At 72.0% G+C, this 21,932-nt stretch carries 21 protein-coding genes; 3 read left to right on the top strand and 18 right to left on the bottom strand.

From position 1 onward, the window contains the following. Nucleotides 1–108 precede the first annotated feature (108 nt). The 10 genes from ABGB01_RS12385 to ABGB01_RS12340 form a co-directional block, all read right to left on the bottom strand. The gene (locus ABGB01_RS12385) at nt 109–2,862 is read right to left on the bottom strand and encodes a BTAD domain-containing putative transcriptional regulator (RefSeq protein WP_347773392.1); all 2,754 of its coding nucleotides are present in this window, start codon (nt 2,860–2,862) and stop codon (nt 109–111) included. A gap of 120 nt (nt 2,863–2,982) precedes the next feature. Beyond that, nucleotides 2,983–3,399: a Tad domain-containing protein gene (locus tag ABGB01_RS12380; RefSeq protein ID WP_347773390.1), complete on the bottom strand. Its 417-nt coding sequence runs from the start codon at nt 3,397–3,399 to the stop codon at nt 2,983–2,985. Then, complete coding sequence (locus ABGB01_RS12375; protein WP_347773389.1) at nt 3,396–3,788, bottom strand: TadE/TadG family type IV pilus assembly protein; 393 nt, start codon at nt 3,786–3,788, stop codon at nt 3,396–3,398. Before ABGB01_RS12375 ends, ABGB01_RS12380 begins: the two co-directional genes overlap by 4 nt. Then, complete coding sequence (locus tag ABGB01_RS12370; RefSeq protein WP_347773387.1) at nt 3,785–4,222, bottom strand: TadE family protein; 438 nt, start codon at nt 4,220–4,222, stop codon at nt 3,785–3,787. The genes ABGB01_RS12375 and ABGB01_RS12370 overlap by 4 nt, the downstream gene beginning before the upstream one ends. Then, nucleotides 4,203–4,439 carry a hypothetical protein gene (locus ABGB01_RS12365; protein ID WP_246083657.1) on the bottom strand — a complete coding sequence of 79 codons (237 nt, stop codon included), beginning with the start codon at nt 4,437–4,439 and terminating at the stop codon, nt 4,203–4,205. The genes ABGB01_RS12370 and ABGB01_RS12365 overlap by 20 nt, the downstream gene beginning before the upstream one ends. Further along, complete coding sequence (locus ABGB01_RS12360; RefSeq protein WP_347773385.1) at nt 4,436–5,356, bottom strand: type II secretion system protein; 921 nt, start codon at nt 5,354–5,356, stop codon at nt 4,436–4,438. The genes ABGB01_RS12365 and ABGB01_RS12360 overlap by 4 nt, the downstream gene beginning before the upstream one ends. After that, on the bottom strand, nt 5,349–6,200 hold the full coding sequence (locus ABGB01_RS12355) for a type II secretion system F family protein (protein WP_347617692.1): 852 nt from the start codon (nt 6,198–6,200) through the stop codon (nt 5,349–5,351). The genes ABGB01_RS12360 and ABGB01_RS12355 overlap by 8 nt, the downstream gene beginning before the upstream one ends. Nucleotides 6,201–6,202: 2 nt before the next feature. Next, nucleotides 6,203–7,498 carry an ATPase, T2SS/T4P/T4SS family gene (locus ABGB01_RS12350; RefSeq protein WP_347773383.1) on the bottom strand — a complete coding sequence of 432 codons (1,296 nt, stop codon included), beginning with the start codon at nt 7,496–7,498 and terminating at the stop codon, nt 6,203–6,205. Further along, on the bottom strand, nt 7,495–8,211 hold the full coding sequence (locus ABGB01_RS12345) for a hypothetical protein (protein WP_132591063.1): 717 nt from the start codon (nt 8,209–8,211) through the stop codon (nt 7,495–7,497). The genes ABGB01_RS12350 and ABGB01_RS12345 overlap by 4 nt, the downstream gene beginning before the upstream one ends. Nucleotide 8,212: 1 nt before the next feature. Next, entirely contained in the window at nt 8,213–8,881 is a 669-nt protein-coding gene (locus ABGB01_RS12340; RefSeq protein WP_347773380.1) for an SAF domain-containing protein, read from the bottom strand. A 336-nt stretch (nt 8,882–9,217) separates the two neighbouring features. Here ABGB01_RS12340 and ABGB01_RS12335 point away from each other — a divergent pair, with 336 nt between their 5' ends. The 3 genes from ABGB01_RS12335 to eccB all read left to right on the top strand — a co-directional run bounded on the left by ABGB01_RS12335 (nt 9,218) and on the right by eccB (nt 15,848). Then, nucleotides 9,218–13,927, top strand: coding sequence for an FtsK/SpoIIIE domain-containing protein (locus tag ABGB01_RS12335; RefSeq protein WP_347773378.1), 4,710 nt, complete (start codon nt 9,218–9,220; stop codon nt 13,925–13,927). Nucleotides 13,928–13,968: 41 nt separating this feature from the next. Further along, a complete protein-coding gene (locus tag ABGB01_RS12330) occupies nt 13,969–14,346 on the top strand; it encodes a hypothetical protein (RefSeq protein WP_347773376.1) in 378 nt (125 codons plus the stop codon). Between the two features lie 95 nt (nt 14,347–14,441). Further along, entirely contained in the window at nt 14,442–15,848 is a 1,407-nt protein-coding gene (gene eccB / locus ABGB01_RS12325) for a type VII secretion protein EccB (protein ID WP_347773374.1), read from the top strand. Nucleotides 15,849–15,857: 9 nt separating this feature from the next. Here eccB and ABGB01_RS12320 read toward each other — a convergent pair whose 3' ends face one another. The 8 genes from ABGB01_RS12320 to ABGB01_RS12285 form a co-directional block, all read right to left on the bottom strand. After that, the gene (locus ABGB01_RS12320) at nt 15,858–16,655 is read right to left on the bottom strand and encodes a hypothetical protein (protein ID WP_347773372.1); all 798 of its coding nucleotides are present in this window, start codon (nt 16,653–16,655) and stop codon (nt 15,858–15,860) included. A gap of 19 nt (nt 16,656–16,674) precedes the next feature. Continuing rightward, nucleotides 16,675–17,691, bottom strand: a complete 1,017-nt coding sequence (locus tag ABGB01_RS12315) for a hypothetical protein (protein WP_347773370.1) — start codon at nt 17,689–17,691, stop codon at nt 16,675–16,677. A gap of 63 nt (nt 17,692–17,754) precedes the next feature. Then, nucleotides 17,755–19,011: a hypothetical protein gene (locus ABGB01_RS12310; protein WP_347773368.1), complete on the bottom strand. Its 1,257-nt coding sequence runs from the start codon at nt 19,009–19,011 to the stop codon at nt 17,755–17,757. A gap of 15 nt (nt 19,012–19,026) precedes the next feature. Then, on the bottom strand, nt 19,027–19,500 hold the full coding sequence (locus ABGB01_RS12305) for a hypothetical protein (RefSeq protein ID WP_347773366.1): 474 nt from the start codon (nt 19,498–19,500) through the stop codon (nt 19,027–19,029). Between the two features lie 10 nt (nt 19,501–19,510). Then, the gene (locus ABGB01_RS12300) at nt 19,511–20,725 is read right to left on the bottom strand and encodes a hypothetical protein (RefSeq protein WP_347773364.1); all 1,215 of its coding nucleotides are present in this window, start codon (nt 20,723–20,725) and stop codon (nt 19,511–19,513) included. Between the two features lie 5 nt (nt 20,726–20,730). Beyond that, entirely contained in the window at nt 20,731–21,138 is a 408-nt protein-coding gene (locus ABGB01_RS12295) for a hypothetical protein (protein ID WP_347773362.1), read from the bottom strand. Nucleotides 21,139–21,203: 65 nt separating this feature from the next. After that, nucleotides 21,204–21,512 carry a WXG100 family type VII secretion target gene (locus ABGB01_RS12290; RefSeq protein ID WP_347773360.1) on the bottom strand — a complete coding sequence of 103 codons (309 nt, stop codon included), beginning with the start codon at nt 21,510–21,512 and terminating at the stop codon, nt 21,204–21,206. A 10-nt stretch (nt 21,513–21,522) separates the two neighbouring features. Further along, a complete protein-coding gene (locus ABGB01_RS12285; protein WP_347773358.1) occupies nt 21,523–21,849 on the bottom strand; it encodes a WXG100 family type VII secretion target in 327 nt (108 codons plus the stop codon). Nucleotides 21,850–21,932 lie beyond the last annotated feature (83 nt).

Below are 21,932 nucleotides of genomic sequence, written 5' to 3'. Positions count from 1 at the left end.
AGCCGGTGTAAGACCTCAAGGGCGCAAGCCCGGCGGGCGGCTGGCGGTGAAGCAGGAAGACCAACCGGCGACGGTTGGAATCCCCCGGCTTCAGCCGTGGGGAGGAAGTCAAGCCGACGACTCCCTCACCACATGCATGCGCCACGTGGGCAGCAGCTCTTCGATCAACGCCTCGGTCTCCGGGGCCATCCCGCCGCCGTAGGGGTGGGAGGCCGCCCTGCGGGTCAGGCCCTCGACGACGGCGCGCAGGCGCACGATGTCCTCGGTGGCGTGCGTGGCCCGCAGCAGGTCGCGCCAGAGCCCCTCGTCGTCGGCCGCCAGCAGCAGGCCCGCGCGTACGGCGGCCACCGCGGCGTCCGGCCGGCCGTGGGCGAGCCTGAGCTCGCAGAGCTGGTGGGCCGCGTCGGCCACCCCCGCGGTCACGTCGTACTCCAGGTCTTCCGCCGCCAGCCAGGCGTACCTGCCGGGCGGCCTGCCGGCCAGCAGCGGGCCTCTGACCAGGCCGAGCGCCTTCTCCAGCAACACGGCCATGGCCGTCGGGTCGCCGTGCGAGCGGCGTACGAGCTCGCGGAACAGCGCCCAGTCCGTACGCACGTCGGGCCCCAGCCGCAGCCGGCCGGACTCGTCGGTGAGCAGGTGGTCGGGCCCCAGCCACGCGGCGACCCTGGAGATCGTGGCGTCCCTGACCGTGGTCTGCACGCCGCGCGGCCACAGTACGCCGCCGAGCACCGCGGGATGCACGCCGCCCGGATGCGTGGCCAGGTACACCAGCAGCTCGGCCGCCAGCTCCATCCGGCCTTCCTCCAGGGGGCGCAGGCCGGCGATCTCGAGAGGGCCGAGCACCCTGATCTCGACCGCGGGCGGGTGCAGCCCTTCCAGCGGTTCGGCCTCGGGGATGGCCTCGCCGTCGAGCCGGTCGGCCGTACGGAAGAGGTCGACCAGCGCGCGGTAGTGGCGGCGCGGCAGGAGCTGGGCCTCCACCTCGAAGCCCAGCTCGGCGATCCTGGCCCTGCCGTCGTCGCCGATCTCCATCGTCCAGGTGGCGTGCGGGACGTCGCCGGCCACCACGTAACCGGCGGTGTCGCGGCGGGCCAGCAGCGCCAGCCGCCTGGCCTCCTCGTGCGTGGGCGCCACCGCGGACAGCAGGTAGTGGGCGACGCTGTGGCCGCCGCTGATACGCCCGGTCAGCACCTCTCTGCGCGGGGCCGCGTTCGCCTCCAGCTCGGGCAGCACCTCGGCCAGCCCGCCGACCGCCCTGATCCGCTCGGGGGCGATCGCGGTGAGCTCCTGGCCGAAACCGACGAGCGTGATGCGCATGCGGTCGGACCACCGGTTGGTGGCCAGCTCGACGGCGAGCGCCGCGAGCGCCGCGGTGGTCTGCGGGCCGCGCACGTTGATCAGGCCCTGGGCGGCCTCCAGGTCGATGAGCACGCGCCCGCCGGCGTCCGTGCCGATGGAGACCAGCCCCGGGTAGGGAGCCCCGCCCGCCTGCTCGTGGCTGCCGTGGAGGTCACTCCTCCGGTCCGGCAGCAGCCGCCCCTCGTGCGCGGGGAGCCGCCAGACCTGGCCGCCGTCCTGGGCCGTCCAGGGCGCGGGCGGGTCGTTGTCCGGCGGATGGATCCACAGGTCGAGCGTGCGTGGCGACAGGTGCGCGCCGTACACGGTGGGCGGGGTGCGGCGCTGCGCGGCCAACTCGGCGCCGAGCAGCCGCAGCCCGACGTCCAGGATGCGGGCGCCGGGGGCGTCGCCGCCGAGCCTGAGCGCCACCTCGGCCTCGGCGGCGTCGTCGCGGGGGCGGGCGATCCTGCGGCCGGAAAGGCGCCGCCACAGCTGCTCCCTGCGCCGCCTGGCAAGCACGAACAGCAGCCCGGCCGCGGCCAGCGAGGCGGCGCCGAGGTAGTCGGTCAGCTCGCCCTGGCGCTCCTGGATGATCGGCTGCCGGCCGTCCTGCCCGCCCGGCTCGGTCTGGCGGTGTTTGCCCTCGTGCCCGGGCGTCCCGCGCTCTTCGCGGTCCTGGCGCTCCTCGCGTTCCTGGTGGTCCCGCCGCTCCTCGCGGTCCGCGCGGTCGTCGCGCTCGGCCGCCCTGTCTCCACGACCCGGGCCCGGGTCGGCCCTGCCCGGGTGCTCGCGCAACGTCTGCTCGCGCGGCTGGTCGGCGGGGACGACGTGCACGTTCTTCGCGTCGTCCGGCATGTCGAGCACCCAGCCGGGCCTGATCAGGTCGGCCATGCGCAGCCGGGTGCCGTCGGGCTGCTCCTTCGCCTGGTTGAGCCGGTAGATCTCGGGATATCGGCGGCCGTCTCCCAGGCACTTCTCGGCGATCTCCCACAGGCTCTCGTGGTGGCGGCCGTGCGGCGGCTGCACGACGTACACCTTCCTGGTCCCGCGCGTCTCCAGCTCCAGCTCCTGCTCGACGATCGGCGCGGAGTAGGCGACCGCGGTCACGGGCGGCGCGGCCGGGGTCGGCGTCAGCTGGGCGACCGGCGCGACCATCGCCCCGGCCGTGAACAGCAGCAGCACGGCCGAGACCAGCTTGTTGGCCAGCACCTGCATGCCTCCGGAGAGCGGCACGCGGGCGGGCATGCCGACCCTGCGCACCCCGGCGTACACCTCGACCAGCACGCACAGGAAGAGCTGGAACCAGGCCAGCCACACCAGCAGCACGAGCACGGCCACGATCGTGCTCGGCCCGACCCTGCTGGTGAGCACGCCGAGATCGAGCAGCTCGGGCGCGATCGGCGGGCCGACGAAGGTGAGCAGCGCGTACGGCACCCCGCCCACGAGCGCGACCAGCACGACCAGCGCGCCGAGCCCGGCGAGCACGTCGCCGGCGCTGCGCCTGGCCGGGACGCGCACGGGCACGTGACGTCCGGGTGGACGCGCGGGCTGTCGCGTCTGCTCTCGCGGCGGCATCGCCTCTCCCTCCTCTGTTCCAGCGTCGTGTCTCGTGCGTTCCGCATCCATCGAGTGGTCGGTTTCGGTCTATCTCGCTTCCGGGGCAGCGCTGGCCTCGCCGGTCATCTCGGAGCCGGGGAACCCGATCGCGCTCAGGAAGAAGGCCTCCCAACGCACCGTCACGGTGACCGTGACCTGGGCCTGCCCCTGCTCGACGGCGCACTCGCCGCGGGTCACGTCGCCGCCGCCGTGCGCCTGCACGATCTCGTCGGCCCTGCCGCACACCTCGGCGTCGCCGAGCAGCCGGGTCTCTCCGGTCGTGCGGAGGTGGTCGACGTCGACCTGGTCGGCGCCTGCCCTGGCGGCCTGCTCGGCCACGTCAGTGGCGCGCAGGCGGGCGTTGATCGCCGCCCCGCCGTCCACCAGCAGGCCGGCCAGCAGGAACACGACCACGGAGAACAGCACGGTGAACACCGACATGGACCCCCGCTCGCCGACCCTCATTCGACCCTCCTGAACTGCTCCAGTGGCACCACCGCGGTGCCGGTCAGTTGCTTGGTGCCGCCGAACCCGAGGAAGGCCAGGTCGAGCTCGCACGTCACCTCGGCCTCGACGTGGCCGCCCTGCTCCCACTCGGACCCGTCGAGCGAGACCGACGAGGACTGGCAGCGGCCGTCGAGCACGCTCGTGGTGATGGCCTCGGCCGCGGACCCGGCGTCGTCGAGCGTGCGCTGCACGGACGCCGCTCGGGCGGCGTCGCGGGCGGCTCCGTTGACCCGCCCCTGCGCCTCGACCAGCACCCCGGCTCCGGCCAGGAAGAGCAGGAACAGCAGGAAGACCGGGGCCAGCATCACCGTCTCCACCGCCATGGAGCCGCGTTCGGCCCGTCTCATCGGCAGTCCTCGCCGCCGTTGTCGGGGCGGAAGCACTCGACGGGCCCGCCCGCGGTGGCGGTGATCGTGAACGAGAGCTCGGGCAGCAGCGGGATGACCTGTACGGCGCTGCCGGTCACCGTGACGAAGCGCTCGTCGGGCTCCTTCTCGGACGTCGTGGCGGTGGCGTTGCCGAGCAGCTGAGGGCCGATGGCCCGCACGACGTCGGTGGCCTTCGTGGTGGCCGCGCCCTCCCAGTCGCCCGAGTCGAACGGGGCGGACCTGGCCACGCGGGCGCCTTCCCTGGCGGCCGCCTCCGCGACCTGCCGGCCGTGGAACCAGAGCGCGACCTGCACGATGAGCAGCACGACGGCGAGGATGACCGGCATCAGCATGGCCAGCTCGATCACCGTGGCGCCGCGCTCGCCCTCCGGCTTATTCGCCTCCGCCGCCATCACCGCCACCGCCGCCGAAGGTGCCCTGAATCTCGCTCTGCTTCTGCTCGACCAAGGTCTTGATGAGCGTGGCCAGGCCGAGCGCGACGCCGGCGATGATGGCGGTGATGATCACCCATTCGACGGCGGACGCCCCGCGGGTGGGCGCGGTCCTGGCCCGGTGGATGCGCACGCCGAGGTACGCGGTCAGATAGATGATCCAGGGATGGTTCATCATGCCCCCAACATCTTCATAGCGGCGGGATAGCTGAGAAAGATCACAAAACCGGCGCAGAGCAGGAGCTGGGCCACGAGCATCGACTGCGACCGCTCGCCCGCCCTGCCCTCGATCTCGGCCAGCTCGCGGCGGCGCAGCGTGGCCGCCCTGGCCGTCAGCGAGGCGCGTACTTTGGCGCCGTCGTCGGCCACCAGACCGAGCGCGGCCGACAGGTCGCGCAGCTCGTCGACGTTGATCTCCTCGCCGAGCTGGCCGAGCGCCTGCCACGGAGTGATGCCGACGATCCTCGCGCCGGCCAGCGCGTCGCGGATGCGGCCCATCGCCCAGTTGGGCTGCTCGCCGCTGACCGAGACGGCCATCATCAGGGCCTCGGGGACGCCGCGGCCGCCGGCCAGGTTCATCGAGACGAGGTCGAGGAACGCGCCCACGACGTGCCGGAAATCGCGCCGCTTGGCCGCCGCGTCCTTCTTGACCTGTAGGTCGGGCAGGAAGAAGAACACGACCGCCACGAGCACGGCGGACCAGAACGGGATGGCGAGCGAGGTGCCCCACTCCATGAGCACCAGCCAGCCGAGCAGCAGCGGGAAGGCCAGCAGGCCGCCGGCCGCCAGCAGCACCTTCGTGGCCAGGAACGCCTCGAAGGAGCGGCCGACCAGCGCCAGGTCCGATCGGAGCGACCTGACCTCCCAGCCGCGGGCGCTGTAGAGGCGGGCCAGCCGCACGCCGAGGCCGCGGCGGAACGCGCTGACCTCCTCGTCGGGCAGCAGGAGCTGGATGCGCGGCGCGCCCGTGTCCTCGCGTACGGCGTCGAGCGCCAGCAGCCGCGCCACCAGCCCGGGACGGGCGGGGAAGAGCGCCCTGAACAGTACGAGCAGGCCGAGCCCGATCACGGCACCGGCCAGTGCGCCCTCAACCATCGCCGCCTCCTCCCATGAGCAGCCGCGTCGGCTTGTCGAACCTGGCCAGCCGCCGCATCCAGGCGAACCCGGCCCCGAACAGCCCCGCCACGACCACGAGCACGGCCTGGCCGAGAGGGCCGTCGTACTCCTCGACGTAGGAGGGGTTGAACACGACGAGGATCCCGGCGAAGGCCAGAGCGGTGATCACCACGATCTGCACGCTGCGCCGGGTGGCGCGGCGCTCGGCCTCGACGCGGCGGCGCATGTCGAGCTCTTCACGGGCCGAGACGGCCAGCGCGCCCAGCACGTCGCGCAGGCCGGGACCGCGCAGCCGGGAGTTGAGGATGAGCGCGGCCACCACCAGGTCGGCCGATGGGTCGTCGAGCTCGTCGGCGAAGAGCGCGAGCGCCTGCGGCAGCGCCATCCTGGTGTGCAGCCGGTCGATCAGGGACCGCAGGTGTGGCCTGAGCGTGGGCGCGGCGGCCCTGATGGACGACGGGATGGCCTGTTCGAGCCCGGCCGCCCCGGCGATCGTGTCGCGCAGCGACTCGGTCCATGCGGCGAGCCCTTCGAGGCGGCGCATGGCGGCGCGCTCCTCGGCCGCGCCGCCCGACAACCCGCGCCAGGCGAACACGAGCAGCACCGTGCCCACCGCCACAACCGGCCAGCCGGTGACGATCAGGACCAGGGCGGCGGCCACGGCGGCGATCGCGGCGCGGGTGGTCAGCATCTTGACCAGGTGGCGCCTGGGCCGGGGCGGGCGGGGGCGCAGGCCGTACAGGGAGATGCAGAACAGGAAGAGGCCGCCGCCCGCCACGGCGCCGGCGAGCAGCGCCAGCGGGTCGAACGTGAACGCGCCCATGCTCACCAGCCCCCCAGGGTGTAGCCGTGGGCGGCGAGCTCCTCCATGCAGGAGATCGGGGCGTGCGGGACGGCGGCGCCGTCGGGGCCCGGCGCGAACACCTCGCTCGACAGGACGCGGCCGTCGCAGCCGTTGACCTCGCGGATGCTGGAGACGTAGCGGCGCAGCGTGCCGCCGACGTGGTAGTCGTTGCGCTTCTCGACGAAGACGACGAAGTCGATGGCGCCCGCGATGAGCATGTGGGTGGCGTCGATGGGCAGCCGCTCGCCGGCCTGGAGGGCGTAGGTGGAGATGCGGTTGAAGACCTCCATGCTGGAGTTGGCGTGGATGGTCGACAGGGAGCCGTCGTTGCCCTGGGTCATCGCGTTGAGCATGGTGACGATCTCGTCGCCGAGGACCTCGCCGACGATGACGCGGCTGGGGTTCATGCGCAGGGAGCGCCTGACCAGCTCGGCCATGGAGATCTCGCCCTGGCCCTCGGAGTTGGGCAGGCGCTGCTCGAAGGCGACGACGTTGGGGTGGAGCTCGGGGAACTGGTCGAGTCCGAGCTCAAGGGCGCGTTCGACGGTGATGAGGCGCTCGCCGGGCGGGATCACGTTGGCCAGCGCCCTGAGCAGGGTGGTCTTGCCGGCGTTGGTGGAGCCCGCGATCATGATGTTCTTCCTGGCGGCTACGGCGGCCGTCAGGAACCTCGCGACGTCGGGGCTTATCGTGCCGTTGCCGGTCAGGTCGGACAGGAAGACCTTGCCGAGACGGGCGCGGCGGATCGACACGGCCGGCCTGACCGTGACGTCCATGACGGCGCTCAGCCGGGACCCGTCGGGCAGCCGCAGGTCGAGCTGCGGGTTGGCGGTGTCGAACGGCCTGCTGGACAGGCCGGAGTAGGCCGCCAGGATCTGGATCAGCTCGATCAGCTCGTCGTCGGAGTCGGCGACCGGGTCGTGCATGAGCTCCTGGCCGTCGGCGTAGCTGACGAAGACCCGGTCGCAGCCGTTGATGTCGATGTTCTCGACCTGGGTGTCGTCGAGCAGCGGCTGGAGGCGGCCCACGCCGAACAGGGCCGCGTGGATGCCGGCCGCGAGGGCCTCCTCCTCCTCGACCGTGGGCGGGGTGCGGCCGAGCCCGATCTCGCCGCGGGCGTGCTCTTCCAGCACCTGGGAGATCAGCGCCCTGGCGAACTGGCGCTCGTCCTCGCCGGTCATCGCGGGCAGGCCGTTGGCCTGGTCGAGCCGGCGCTGGTGGGCCAGCCGGTCGCCGACCTCCTGGCGGAAGCGCTTGACGAGCGAATGGTCGATCATCGGTGGCTCACCAGCCTTCCCGCGAGGTCGCGTGCCGTACGGATCAGGAGGGAGCGATCGAGCCGGCCGCCCCACTGCCCGCGCAGGAGCTCGGCGCCCTTGGGGTCGTGGGCGAGGCCGTAGACGTACTGGACGGTGTTGCCGACGATCCGGCGCACGTCGTCGATCGAGGCGCGGTAGTTGCGCGGGTCGGCGATCACGGCGACGCCGTGCGCCTTGGTGATCTGCAGCCGCTCGCGCAGGTGGGCGACGTGGTCGAGGGTCGCCCGGGTGAGCAGCACGACCTGCTCGGCCTCGGCCATCAGGTCGCCGAGCTGGGGATGGGCGCCGAGCCGGCCGCAGTCGGCGATCACGTCGGCGTTGGGGATGGCCGCGAGTGCCCGGCCCAGCGGGCCCCACAACCAGGTGAGCCCCGCGGCCTGCTCGCCGTGCGTGAGCCCGGCCAGCACGTCGAGCCCGCCGACGATCTTCTGCGTGTGCTGGTGGATCTGCGCGGGCTCAAGGCCGCGCCGGGCGGTGGCGCCGAGCGTGAGCAGGCCCTTGCCGGGGTTGAGCACGCCGCCGTCGGCGGCGGGCAGCCGGTAGGCGAGGTCGCCGCCCGCCGGGTCGCATTCGGCCAGCAGCACGGGCCGCGGCCAGACCGCCGCGAGGGCGGTGGCCGCGGTCGTCACACCCGGCGCGCCCTTGTCGGCGGCCAGGACGATGAGCGCCACGTCAGCGTGCCCCCGGGAGCTCGGCCACCGCGATCTCCCCGCTGGAGGCGAAGGCCACGATTTCGGGCGACGCCGAAGAATCGACGACCACCGTGATCTGGCCGGAATTTCCCGTGCGGGACTTGTCGCCGACGGAGAAGACGAGCGCGCTCGCGGCCAGGACCCGGCTTTCTCCTTGGCTCGCCCGGCTCGGAACGTGCACCAGCTGAACGCGGTCGCCTTCTTTCAGGCCCGCGGGCATTTGACCCGGCTTGAGCGCCAGCCCGACGGTGGCCTTTCCCTCGCCGAGCTCGCTGCTGGCCTTGGCGCCCATCTGGTTGGTCAGCAGGGTGCCGGGCAGGATGGTGACGGCCGCGAAACTGCCGACGACCTGGTCGAGCTGCGACCAGCTGACGTAGTCGACGCCCTCAGCGGCGATCTTGACCTCTTCGAGCGCCTGCGCGGTGAACTTCTGGCCTGCGCCGATCTGCTGGGTGACGCGGATGGCGGAGACGCGGTCGCCGCTGCGCAGGACGAGCAGCGTCGTGGCCAGCGCGCCGCCCAGGATGAGCAGGACGGCCAGCGCGGCGAGGGCCGGCTTGCGTTCGCGGGGTGGCACGGGGAGCTTGCGCGAGGCCGGGCCGGACAACCCCGCCGCCGCGTCGGCGGCAGGCTTTTCACTGGTCCTCATGGGTGGGGGGCTCCCGGAAGTGAATTGCGGAATTCACGCCATTATGTGGGGCTTGACGTGGTGACGGGGGCGGAATGCGAGGACCAATGCTCGTTTCGCAGGTGGCGGGATGTCAACTCGAAATAATCGATGCCTATTGTTTCTAACCAGTTGACGAGTATTGATTTTTCCAGCTAGTCGCCACTTTGATCACAGCAGTCACTTTTTTCACACCTTTATGGCAGCATATCGGTCCAAGTCGTTGCAGATTCCCCATGCCATTGCCGTCAACTCACGCGCTTGTTCCCGCTCCGGGCGTTACCTTTGGCGCCCGAGGTCGACCGAGGAGACGGCACCATGCGGATCATGCTCACCGTGCTCGGCGGGCAGGGCGACCGTGACGTCGTGATCGACGGAGACGACGGCGCCACGGTGGCGAGGGTGAGCGAGGCGCTCAGCGATCAAGGGCCGCTGGCCGACGTCGTCCGGCTGCCCAGAGCCCGAGCCCCCTACGGACTGTCGGCCGACAGCCCGCACATCCCCCAGCCGCGCAGGCCGCAGCGGGACACCGGCGGGCCGCCCGGCCACACGCCCGCGCTCTGGCGCGACGGCCGCCCGCTCGACCCGCGCGCGCCGGCCGCCGCCGTGCTGCGCGACGGCGACAAGGTCACGCTCGACGCCCGCCTCGCCCGCGCCACCGTGGTCGAGGAGCCGGGCGGGGTCGCCGAGGTGCGGGTGGTCGGCGGCCCTCGCGCGGGCACGGTGCACCGGCTGGGGCTCGGCGTGCACGTCATCGGGTCCGACCCGATGTGCGCGATGGCCGTCGACGACCCCGCGCTGGCTCCCGAGGCGGTGGCCGTACGCGTGACACCGGACGCGATCACCGTGGAGCGGGCGTGGCGTCAGCCTGACGAGGCGCCCAGGCTCAAGCTCAAGGGGCGGTGGGCCGACGAGGTCGCCGAGCTCACGGCGCGGGTCGCGGAACGCGAGGCGGCCGAGCTCACGGCCGGTTACGGCGAGACCCCCGAGCTCGACGGCCGGCCGCTCACCGAACCCGTCGACTGGCCCGACCAGGCCGTGCTGACATGCGGCTCGTCGGTGTTCGTGCTGACCTCGATCGAGCCGAAGGACGCCCACCTGGCCCCCAGGAGCGAGGGCGGCGTGGCCTACAACCGCCCGCCGAGGCTCAAGCGCCCGGAGCCCGAGCGCACGTTCGTCAGGCCGAAGGAGCCGACCAGGAACGAGGGCATGCGCCTCCAACTGCTCGCCGCCTTCCTCCCGGCCGTGCTCGGCTTCACCCTGGCGATCGCGCTGCAACAGTGGTACTACCTGCTCGTCGCCCTCATGACGCCGGTCATCATGATCGGCCAGTGGTGGAGCGACCGCCGCCACGGCAAGAAGCAGCACAAGAAGGCCGTCAAGGAGCACAAGGAGCGGCTCCAGGCGTACGACGAGGCCGTGGAGCGGGCCAGGGTGGCCGACGAGGCGGTCCGCAGGTCCAACGCGCCCGACCCGGCCCAGGTGCTGCTGACGGCCACCGGCCCGCGCAGGAGGTTGTGGGAGCGCAGGAGCCACGACGACGACGCGCTCAGGCTGCGGGTGGGGCTGGCCGACCTGCCGGCCGACCTGGAGCTGTCGGAGGAGCAGGGCGGGCGCATCGAACCGCCCGTCTGCCGCTCCGTGCCGGTGGCGCTGCCCATGCGCCGGCTCGGCGTGGCCGGCGTCACCGGCTCCCGCCAGGCCGCGACCGGCCTGGCCGCCTGGCTGATCGCCCAGGCCGCGACCCTGCACAGCCCGCGCGACCTGGCCATCGTGATCGTCTCCGCGCACGCCGACGGCGAGCAGCGCTGGGGCTGGATGCGCTGGCTGCCGCACTGCTCGCCGCGGTCGGGACAGGAATGCGTGACGCTGGCCGGCACCGATCCCGAGTCGGCCGCCCGGCGCGTCTCCGAGCTCGCCCAGCTCATCGACGAACGCCAGAACACCGCGATCCCCGAGCTGGGCAAGATCCCCACCGGGTGGGACGACCTCGGCGGGCCCGAGAAGCCCACGTTCTCCTCCTACGACGTGCGCCCGTACGACGTGCTGGTGGTGCTGGACGGCGCCCAGGTGCTGCGCGGGCTGCCCGGGATGCCGCAGGTGCTGCGCCAGGGGCCGCGCTGCGGCGTGTACACCCTCGCCCTCGACGAGGACCAGCGCCTGCTGCCCGAGGAGTGCCAGACGGTGGCCGCGTGCGGCGACGACGGCCTCGCGCAGCTGCGCGGCGGCGGCCTCGACGTCATCGGGCCGGTCCTGGCCGACCTCGTCTCACCCGGCTGGTGCGACCGGCTGGCCAGAGCCCTCGCCCCGATCCGCGACGTGAGCAGGGACGACCCGGCGGGCAACCTGCCCGGCGCGGTGCGCCTGCTCGACCTGATGGGCCTGCCCGAACCCTCCGGCGAGGAGCTGGCCGCCCGCTGGCGGGAAAGCGGCACCACCGAGGCGCTGATCGGCGTCGGCCCCGACGGCCCCTTCTCGGTCGACCTCAAGCTCGACGGCCCCCACGGGCTCATCGCCGGCACCACGGGCGCGGGCAAGTCGGAGCTGCTCCAGACGCTCATCTGCTCGCTCGCGGTGGCCAACCGGCCCGACCAGCTCACGTTCGTGCTCATCGACTACAAGGGCGGCGCCGCCTTCAAGGAATGTGTACGCCTGCCGCACACCGTCGGCATGGTCAGCGACCTCGACGGCCACCTTACCCAGCGCGCCCTCGACTCGCTGGCGGCCGAGATCCGCCGCAGGGAGCGCCTGCTGCTGGCGGCCGGGGCCAAGGACATCGACGACTACACCGGCCCCGCGCTCCCCCGCCTGGTGCTGATCATCGACGAGTTCGCCGCGCTGGTGGCCGAGCTGCCCGACTTCGTCACCGGGCTGGTCGACATCGCCCGCAGGGGCCGGTCGCTGGGCATCCACCTGATCCTGGCCACGCAGCGGCCCGCGGGCGTGGTCACCGCCGACATCCAGGCCAACACCTCGCTGCGGATCGCGCTGCGGGTGACCGAGCCGGCGGAGTCGTCCGACGTCATCGACCTGCCCGACGCGGCCCACATCTCCAAGTCGACGCCCGGCCGCTGTTACGTGCGCTCGGGCGTGGGGGCGGCGACCGCCGTGCAGACGGCCAGGGTCGGCGGCCGCAGCCCGGCCGCCGGCGGGCCGTCGCGCGCGGGGAACGTGCGGGTGCTGGAGGTCGGGTGGCGCTCGCTGGGTCGTCCGCTCCCGCCGCCACCGGAGCCGGAGGAGGACGCGACCGGCACGGACCTCGGGCTCGTCGCCGACGCCCTCATCGAGGCCGCGCGTCTGGCGGGCGTCCCCGTCCAGCCCAGTCCGTGGCTGGACCCGCTGCCCACCGGCCTCGTCCTCGACCAGCCCTCCGCCGGGCATCCCGTCCTGGCCGCCCCGATTCCCGGCACCGCGGCGTACGCGGGCGCGTTCGCCGAGGTGGCGCCGTTGCCTTTCGGCGTCACCGACCGCCCGTGGGCCCAGGACCGGCACCCGCTGGCGCTGGACGTGGCGCAGGGCGGTCACCTGCTCATCGCGGGCGCGGCCCGCAGCGGCCGGTCGACGGCCCTGCGCACGATCGCGGGCTCCATCGCGGCCCACGCATCCCCCTCGGACGTGCACGTGCACGCGATCGACTGCGGCTCGGGCGCGCTGCTGCCGCTGGTGGCGATGCCGCACTGCGGCGCCGTGGTGACCCGCGACCAGCTCGACCGGGTGGAGCGCCTGCTGACCCGCCTCAAGGCCGAGGTGGGCCGCCGCCAGCAGCTGCTGGCCGAGGCCGGGCACGCGTCGCTGGCCGAGTACCGGCAGGCGGGCCACCGGCTGCCCTGGCTGGTGCTCCTGCTCGACCGCTGGGAGGGCTTCGTCGCCGCCTTCGAGGGCTACGACTACGGCCGCATGATCGAAGGGCTGCTCCAGCTCCTGCGCGAGGGTCCGGCGGTGGGCCTGCGAGCGGTGGTCACCAGCGACCGTTCCGGCCTGCTCGGGCAGGTCTCGACGGTCTTCGACGACCGGCTGCTGCTGCGGTTGTCCGACTCCTCCGACTACGGCCTGGCGGGGTTCCCGCTCAAGGGCCTGCCGTCGTCGATACCGCCGGGCCGGGCGCTCTCGCTGGGCGAGCACGGGATCGTGGAGCACCACATCGCCCTCCTGGACGCGGACCCGGCGGGCCCGGCGCAGGTCGCCGCGCTGCAGTCTCTGGCCCGCGCCGCCGCCGGCCCTCCCGGCACGGCGCCAGGCCCGAAGCCGGACCCAGCGCACGAAACCGGCACGGCGCCAGGCCCGAGGCCGGGCCCGGCGCACGAGGCCGGCCGGGGCGTCTGGCGCTGGGAGGGAGATCCTCCGCTGCGGGTGGACGCGCTTCCGATGCGCATCACGGCGGCCCAGACGCTCGCCCTCGATCCTGCCTTCAGCCCGCCGTCGCCGCTGTGGGCGCTGGTCGGCGCGGGCGGCGACGCCCTGGCCCCGCTCGGGCTCGACCTGCTGGCCCACGGCCCCGGCGCCGTGATCGCGGGGCCGTCGCGTTCCGGCCGGTCGTCGGCGCTGCTGACGGCGGCCCGCTCGCTGATCGCCCGCGGCACCCCGGTCGTCGCGGTCGCCCCGCGGCGCAGCCCGCTGAAGGAGCTGGACGGCGCCGTGGCGGTGGTGGACGGCAACGCCACCGACCTGCCGGAGCTCGTCGCGGACCTGCATGGCTACGTCGTGGTGGTGGACGACGCCGAGCTGATCAACGCGGACGGCCCGCTGGGCGCCGCCCTGGAGGAGGTGCTCAGGTCGGGCAGGGACGGCGACCACGGGCTGCTCATCGCCGGCGTGACGGGCGACCTGGCCGTCGCCTACCGAGGGTTCGTGGCGGAGACGCGCAAGTCGAGGACGGGGCTCCTGCTGGCCGTGCAGAGCCAGGCGGACGGCGACCTCTTCTCCATCCGCCTGCCGCGCGGCGCGCCCGGGGGCCCGCCGGGGCGCGGCTTCCTGGTGACGACCGGCGCCTTCACCCCCGTCCAGGTGGCCCTCCCCGGCGGCCCGTAGGGGTCAGCCCTCGTCGGCGGGGAGCGTGAAGAGGCGGACGTATGGCGTCCGGCGGCTATCCGGTCGTGGCGCTGGTGTGCCGCGTCAGGCGGTCGGCCGCTCCGGAGTCCCCGCTCGTGGCCGCGCGGGTGGTCAGCGGCGCCGGGCTGGCGGCGGTGGCCGGCGCGTTCTGCTACCTGTCCTACCTGATCATGACCGGCGGGAAGCTGGCCGTGCCCGGACCGGTGGTGGGCGGGCGGCCGGTGATCTGGCTCGCGCTCCAGGCGCTCGCCGTGGCAACCGTCGCCGGGACGCTGATCGTCGCGGTGCGCCGGCGACGGGTCACGGCCCGCGGCGAGAGGGTACGGCTGGGCGTGCTGGTCACGGGCGGCGCGGTGTTTCTCCCGTGGGCTCTGTACTGGGACCTGGCGCTCCCGTAGCGAGACCAGGAGCTTCGAGCGGCTCCTGGTCGATTGACCGGAATTCATGACACCTGGGCGCTCTATGCTGATTCCTGGGACTCGGGAGAGGTGAGATGCAGACCCAGAAGGACCTCTATCAAGCGCATCGGCTCATGCAGCAGCGCCTGGGCCTGGCGCTGTTGCAGGCCGAGCCCGACGTGCCCGAGACGCCGATGCGGCGGCACAACGTCGCCACGTTCTGCGGCATCATCGTCGCGGTGCTGATCATGGCGGCGTTCGGCATCTGGGGGCTGCTCAGCCCCGGCAACGCGACGAAGCTCGAAGAGCCCGGCAGGTTGCTCGTCGAGGAGGAGACCGGCGCCAAATACGTCTACAGCCAGGAGCAGCAGCGGCTGTTGCCGGTCGCCAACTACGTCTCCGCCCTGCTGCTGCTCGACACGTCGAACTTCGAGGTCAGAAGCGTCTCCTCCGCCTCGCTGGCGAAATATCCGCGCGGACCCCTGGTGGGGATCGCCGGGGCGCCGGACTCGCTGCCCGAGAAGGACAAGCTGGTCAAGGGGCCCTGGTCGGTGTGCGTGACCGAGGCGCCCAACGCCTCGGGGACGCCGGTGCCGTACGTCACGCTGGTGGGCGGCACGAACGTCGGCGGCACGCATGTCGGCGCCGGCGCGCTGGTCGTCACGGACGGCAAGCAGTCGTGGGTCATCTGGAACGACACCCGGATGAAGGTGAACGACAGCGGCGTCCGCGCACTCAACGCCCGGCCCAAGAAGGTGCCTCCGACCTGGATCAACGCCATTCCTCCCGGGCCCGACTTCCTGCCGCCCAAGATCGCGAACCTGGGCCGGAAAGTACGCGGGCCGAGCGGCGGCCGGGCCGCCATCGGCCAGGTGTACACCGTGCAGGGCGTGAGCGGGACCGCGGCCCGGTGGTACGTCCTTCTCGCCGACGGGCTCGCGCCCATCACCCTCACCCAGGCCACCCTGCTGCTCGAGGACCCCGCCATCAAGCGCGCCTACGGCAGGCAGGTCGCCAAGCCGCTGGAGATCGACGCCGCCACGGCGAACGCCAGGACCTCCCGCCAGAACCTCGCCGTATCGGGGTTGCCCACCACCCTGCCGAAGGTCGTGCCCTCGTCGAGCCCGCTCTGCTCGGTGTACGCCGACACGCAGAACGGCTCGACGCGCGCGAAGGTGACCGTCGGCGGCACCATGACGATCCCGCCGCCGAGCTCGCGCGGCGACCAGGAGCACTTCGACCAGGTGCTGCTGCCGGCGGGGGCGGCGGTGCTGGGCGGCCTCCTGCCCGGCGACGGGCAGAAGGGGTCCGTCCAGACCTATTTCCTGGTCTCCGACCAGGGACGCAAATATCCGCTCACGTCCGCCGACCAGATCAACAAGCTGGGGTACGGAGCGGAGGACGTGGCGCCGATCCCGGGCAATCTCGTGCACCTGCTGCCCGAGGGCCCGACGCTGGATCCCGAGGACGCCCGGTCGCCGTTGCAGGTGACGGCCTCTTAGGCGCGAGCCTCAGATGATGCCGCCCATCATTCCGCCGCCGCCCTGGTTCATGGCGTCCATGTTGGGCATGCCGTTGTTCGTGGGCTGCAGGCCGCCCACGCCGCCCTTCTGCTCCGGCGGCGTGTACTCCACCCCGGTCGGGGTGTAGTCGGGCTTGGGACGATTCTGCGTCAGCATCTGCGTCATCGTGGCGCACATGATGTTGACTATTGCCACGATGCCGGTGGTCCTCACGATGGTTTTGCCCAGCTTGGCCGCCAGCGATCTGGCCAGCGGCGTGACCTGCGACAGAACAGCGCTGATGAGGATGTGGCACTGGATCTGGACGGCGACCCAGGGAACCAGGCGGGTCCACACCCGGATGGCGGCCAGGGCCGTCATGAGGGAGGCCAGCGCGAAGGCCAGCTGCGCGGCCCAGTGATAGAGCTGGGCGGTGAACCGCATGCTGTCACCGACGCTGCTGAAATGCCGCTCGGCCACGTCGAGCTGTTCGAGCAGCTTGTCCAGCGCGTCGTCGAAGGTCTGCTGGGCAGGCCCCTCCCACTTCTTCTGGACGTCCTCCCTGAGTTCGACGACTCTCGTCCTGATGCCCGCGAAGTCCACCTCACCGTCGCCGGTCGAGGGAGCCCGCCACTGCGCGGCGGCCTCGTCCATGCCTCCGGGGTTGGAGACGCAAACGCCGATCGCCAGGGCGATGGTCCTGGCCGCCGGGTACTCACGAAGCACCAGGGCGGCCGCGGTCGCCATCGCGGCCGCGGCGATGAACTGCTCCCGGTCATTCCCATATGACGGGTTCTCGCTCGCCATGCGACGGTGTCCCCTCTTCCTACTCTTCCTCGCCGATCACCTGTGGCGCGATGTCGATGTCGTCGAGCCAGTCGGCCTCGTCTCCGCGCACGTACTCGGGGTTCTCCCGTTCGCGTTCCTGCTGTTGGCCACCGGCTCCCGGCATCATCGGCATGAACGGCATGCCGCCCATCCCGTTCATGCCGCCACGGGCGCCGGCCGCGCCGGGCTGGCCGCCGGGGGTGGCGCCGCCCGAGGGCGAACCGGTGCCCATGCCGGGCCCGGCTCCGGGCCCCAGAGACGTGGAGGGATTCGGCACAGAGTTGGACAGCGACGGGTTCGGGACGTTGGGGTTGTAGCCCGCGAGATCGGTGCTGTTGGGGTCGAGCTTCGGGACCTCCCGGTTGAGCTGGTCCTCGATGGAGGGGACGTTGGCCTGCGGCATGTCGGTGCTGGGCATGTCCGGCGAAGGCACGTTGGCATCCGGCATGTCCGGCGACGGCACGTTGGCGTCCGGCATGTCCGGCGACGGCACGTCCGCGCCGGGCAGTTTGTCCGACGGCAGGCCACCATCGGGCAGGCCGCCGTCCGGCAGACCGCCGTCCGGCAGACCACCATCAGGCAGACCACCATCAGGCAGACCACCATCAGGCAGACCACCATCAGGCAGACCGCCGTCCGGCAGACCACCATCGGGCAGACCGCCGCCGAACGGGTCGGGCCCCCCGCCGGGATCGTCCCCGCCGGGCTTGATGACTCCGTCGCTGTCCTTGTCGGCCTTGGTGTAGTTCTTCTCCAGGGACGCCAGGGCGCTCTCGTAGTCGGCCAGCACGCTCCTCGCCGTGTCGAGCGCGCCCGCCGCGCTGTCCTTCGTCTGGTCGTGCGCGTAGTTCAGGCCGATCCCGATGACGCCGAAAGCGGGTGGCTGCACGTGGATGCCGCCGGTGTTCCGGGCGATCCTGCCCATGTTCGGCGCCTCCGCGCCGAGATCCTGGCCGACCTTCTCAATCGCGCCGTGTTCCCACTTGATCTCGACGTTGCCGAGACCTCCGGGCATACCGGTGGGGAAGTTGCCCCCTGTGTCCATGGTCGCCCTTTCTGGCGGTAGGTACGGAGCAGATCAGGCGATCGTGGACTGTGTGGTGCCCTCGGGGCCGCCCCACACGTCGTCGTCCTCGGCGAGCCAGGTCGAGCTCTCCCTGTCGTTCTCCTGGTCGCGACCGCCCGCGCCGCCGCCCATGATGGGCATCATCGGGAACCCCATACCGCCCGCTCCCGTACGCCCCGCGCCCGCGAGGGCCGCGCCGCCGTTGCCCGCGCTCCCGCCGCCGGGAACGCCGGTGCCCGTGCCAGGGCCCCCGGTCGTGGTCGGCGTGCCGCCGCCGGGCGTGGTGTTCCCGAGCGAGGGGTCGTAGCCCGCCAGGTCGGTGCTGCCCGAGTTCGGCCCGGCCGCGGTGGGGCCGGCGACGGATCCGGGGTCTCCGGGGTTCGCGCCGTCGGGCATGCCGGTCTGGCCCGACGGAACGTTGCCCACCGAGCCGTCTCCGGGGCCGTTTCCGGGACCGTCGCCGCCGGGCAGGTCGCCTGACCCGGGACGGTCGCCGCCGGGGTAGTTCGCACCCGGGTAGGCGCCGTCACCCGGCCCTGCCACGGCCGGAACGCCCCTGACCGAGCCGGGGCCGAACGAGCTGGGGTCGTAACCGCCCAGGCTCGTGTGGTCGCCCACCGGCTGGCCTCCGGGCAGGCGCGGACCGTTCTGAAAGTCCGGCATCTCAGGTGTTACGACAATCGGAAGTGCCTGCTGCACCTCGGTGGGCAACTGCTCGTAGTGCCCGGCGATGCGCTCGTTGACGGCCTTCATGTGGTCGGCCGCCCGGTGGTCACCGCGGCTGGCGCTGTTGAACGGATTGAGCACGGCGGCGTAGTCGATGTCCTGGTCGGAACGTGAGTCGCGATAGGCCGACTCGACGACGTTGGCCTGGGCCCACTGCAGCGTCTCGCCGTATCCCTTCAGCGACCTTCCCATGGCGCCGAGCTTCGTGGCCAGCTCACGGGCGCTGGCCGCCAGGCCCTGCAACTGCAACTGGGTCTGGTAGGCCGCCGGGCCCTGATAGTGCTCCGCCAGGTCGGCCGCCTTCGTCTTCAGGTCGGCGGCGAAGCTGTTGAGCAGGGGCTCGGCCGCCTCGTAGTAGAGCCCGGCCAGCTTCACGGACCCGGGGTCCGTCTCGTCGATGTACCTCTTGACCTCGTCGATCGTGCTGTCCATCAAGCCGGTGCTGGCGATGGTGCTCTTCATCCACGAGGCGTCGGGCGTCGAGGTGTCCAGGCTCGCGTCTTTGAGGTGGAGGCGGGTGGTGGTCGTCTCGGGCTCGGGCATGTTCGCGTCTTCCTATCAGACGTCCCGCTGCGTGGCGGCCTCTTCGGTCGCGGACTCGGCTCTCTCCGACGTTCTGGCTGTCTCCATCAGCCCATCGTCGAAGGCCTCCTCCGCGCTGGCGACCAACTGCGCGTAGAGGCCGCTGCTGTTGGCGCCCGGCTCCCCGACCAGAGTGCTGTAGGCCATCTGCGCCGAGAAACCGTACTGCATGGCCGCCGGCCACTGGCCCGTCTGGTGCTCGCCGAGCGCGCAGTATCGCTGGAGGTCGCCCAGGGAGCCGGCTCCCGTGGGCAGCTGTGGTTCAGGGGCCTCACCGCCCACCGGCCCCGCGAACTCCGTCACCGGGATGCCGGAAAGATCCCTGATCTTCTTGAGCAGATCGTTCATCTCCCCGGCGATGCGCCGCACCTCGGTACGGTTGATGTAGGGGTCTTCCGTCTCATCCTTGTCCGAGGCGCCGGGCCAGTCCGGATCGCGTTCGAGTGCCATCCCGCCTCCTTCAGGTGCCGATCACCGGCGACGTCGAGCGCTCCCCCGCATGCCACATGTCGCGGTCCTCGGTGAGGTAGGTCGTGCGCTCCTGGTCCTGTGACTGCTCGCCACTCGCCATGCCTCCCATCGGGAGGAACGGCATGCCCATGCCGCCCACCGCCGGCCGCGCCGACGCGGCGCCCAGGGTGGCCGCCTGGCTGTACGAGCCGCCGCCGCCGATCACCGCCGGTGTGCCGGGAGGCTGGGAGCCGACGGGCAGCTGGGTCACCGGCGTGTGGGCGGTGGTGGGATTCTGCACGGGCGCGTTGGCCGACTCGGTGCTGCCGGGATCCCTCGTGTCGCCCGGCGTGTCGGTGACGTTGTTGTCGATCACGGCAGGCGTGGTGCCGTCACCGGGATTCTGCTCCGTCGGCGACTGGCCGGTCTGGTCGCCGGTGGAGCCGGTCTGGTCGCCGGGAGACGCCGGAGACTCCGCCGCCGGGTCGTCGCCCGTGCCGCCGTCCGAGCCGGGGTCCGAGCCGGGGTCCCTGCCGCTGTCCGAACCGCTGTCGGAGCCGGGGCCGCTCCCCGGGGTGCCGGGGCCGCTGTGCGAGCCGGTGCCGCCGAACGGACTCGAGCCGGTCGAGCCGCCCGACGAACCCGAGCCGCCGCCGTTCCAGTAGTCGCCCTGCCGGTAGGCCGACTGCGTGTCGAGCGGCATGCGCCGTGTGCCGCCGGGGTCTCCGGTCGGGGAGACCTCCGGCAGGTCGACGCTCACGGTCTGCGGGATCTTGTTCTCGTACAGGCTGATGATGCGGCGGTTGAGCTTCTCCAGCGCCAGCCGGGCCGGCCCGTCGTCGCCCTGGTCGTCCGAGGGATCCTTCCGCGCCTCCTCGATGGCCTGCGGCAGGTAGTCGCGCCCGTAGAGGGTGAGGGCCTCGGACATGTCCTGCATGGCCGTCGCCAGCCGGCTGCCGCTGGCCTGGAGCTTGCGCAGGGCCTCCTGCGTCTTCGCGGCGCTGCCCGCCCTCCACGCGCCGTTGAGCGCGGTGCCGACCTCGGGGAGCGCGTCGGCCAGCGACCTGATGTTCTCGGCCACCTTGGCGTACGTCATGCCCCTGTCGTGGACCTCCACGGGCGAGGTGTCCTCCAGCCAGGCCAGGATCTGCTCGCGTTTCGCGGCGATGCAGACCTCCGTCGGCCTGACGGACGAATCGCGGACGGTGACGCTCCGCTCTGCCACTCAGCTCACTCTCCAGCGTCAGCCTGCGGTGGGTTGGTTCTCTCGTAGACGTCGGCGCTCTCTCTGATCGCCTGGACGACCTCCTGGCAGCACTCGACGTACGCCTGGTAGAGCTGGGCGAGCCCATGCCCGTTTCCCATCCAGTACGGGCCGTAGGTGCTCGTGTCAGGGATGATGCTGCTCACGCTCGCGGCGAACGCGCTGGCCGCGGGCCACTTGCCGATGTGGCTCTCGTCGAGCGAGAAATACCTGGTGAGAGACTCGACAGAGCCCGTCACGCCCTCCTTCGTGCCGCCCGCGCCCTGCGTGGGGGCCAGGGCGACCTCGAGGTCGTCGGCGACGGCCCGCATCTTGCCCACGTTGTAGTAGAGCTCGTCGTCGGTGTCGTCGAGCCCTGGCCACGACTCGCCCATGTGCCCCCCTTCACATGATCCGGCCACCGCGTACGGTGGCCGGGGAAATTACGTGGTCTCAGGTTTCAGCCGTCGTACCAGATGGCCTTGTTACGGGCCTCCGCGGCCCGGTAGTTCTCGTTGGCGATCTGGACGGCACGCTGCAGCTCGTCCAGCTGCAGCCGCATCTGTGCCTCGGCCTGCTGCCACTTCTGCTCGTGTTGCCTGAAGAACTCCTCGGCGCCACCTTCCCAGTGACCGGCCAGTTCGGTCCTCAGCTTGGCCAGAAGCTCGTCGGTGGCTTTCTCGAAGGAACCCAGGATCTTGACGAAGTCACCCTGGGCGAGATCCATCTGCCCGAAGTTGACCTTGGTGAAGTCGAGCTCGGCGCTCATCTTCATCCCCCTACTTGACGTCGACGTTGATCAGGGACTCGACGCGGCCGACACCGGCCTGCACGTCCTGGTCGGTGGCGCTGTAGACGACCGAGTTGACGCCCATTTTGTCGGCGATGCCCTCGAGGTCGGTCCGCACCGCCCGCATGGACGCGTCCCAGTTGGTCATGGCGATCCTGAACTTCGCCGCCGCCGGTCCGAGCCAGCCGGTGTTGAGCAGACCGCTGGCGGTCGTCTCGGTAGCCGTACGCAGACCCTCGATGTACTGTGCCGTGTCGACGACGTGGGCGGACGCCTTCGAGATCTGGCCAGGGCTCGCGCCGTAAAAGTCAACCACTGACACCTCCAGGTATTTTCGGCTTTAGCACTCATACAAGCACCAAACGCCACTGTGTTAACAGATGTCCCAAAAAGAACATG

It is taken from the genome of Nonomuraea sp. B5E05, from assembly GCF_039880665.1.
Classification (GTDB): Bacteria; Actinomycetota; Actinomycetes; order Streptosporangiales; family Streptosporangiaceae; genus Nonomuraea.
The sequence above is the reverse complement of the archived record's forward strand: the minus strand, read 5'-3'. Positions and strand labels throughout refer to the sequence as shown.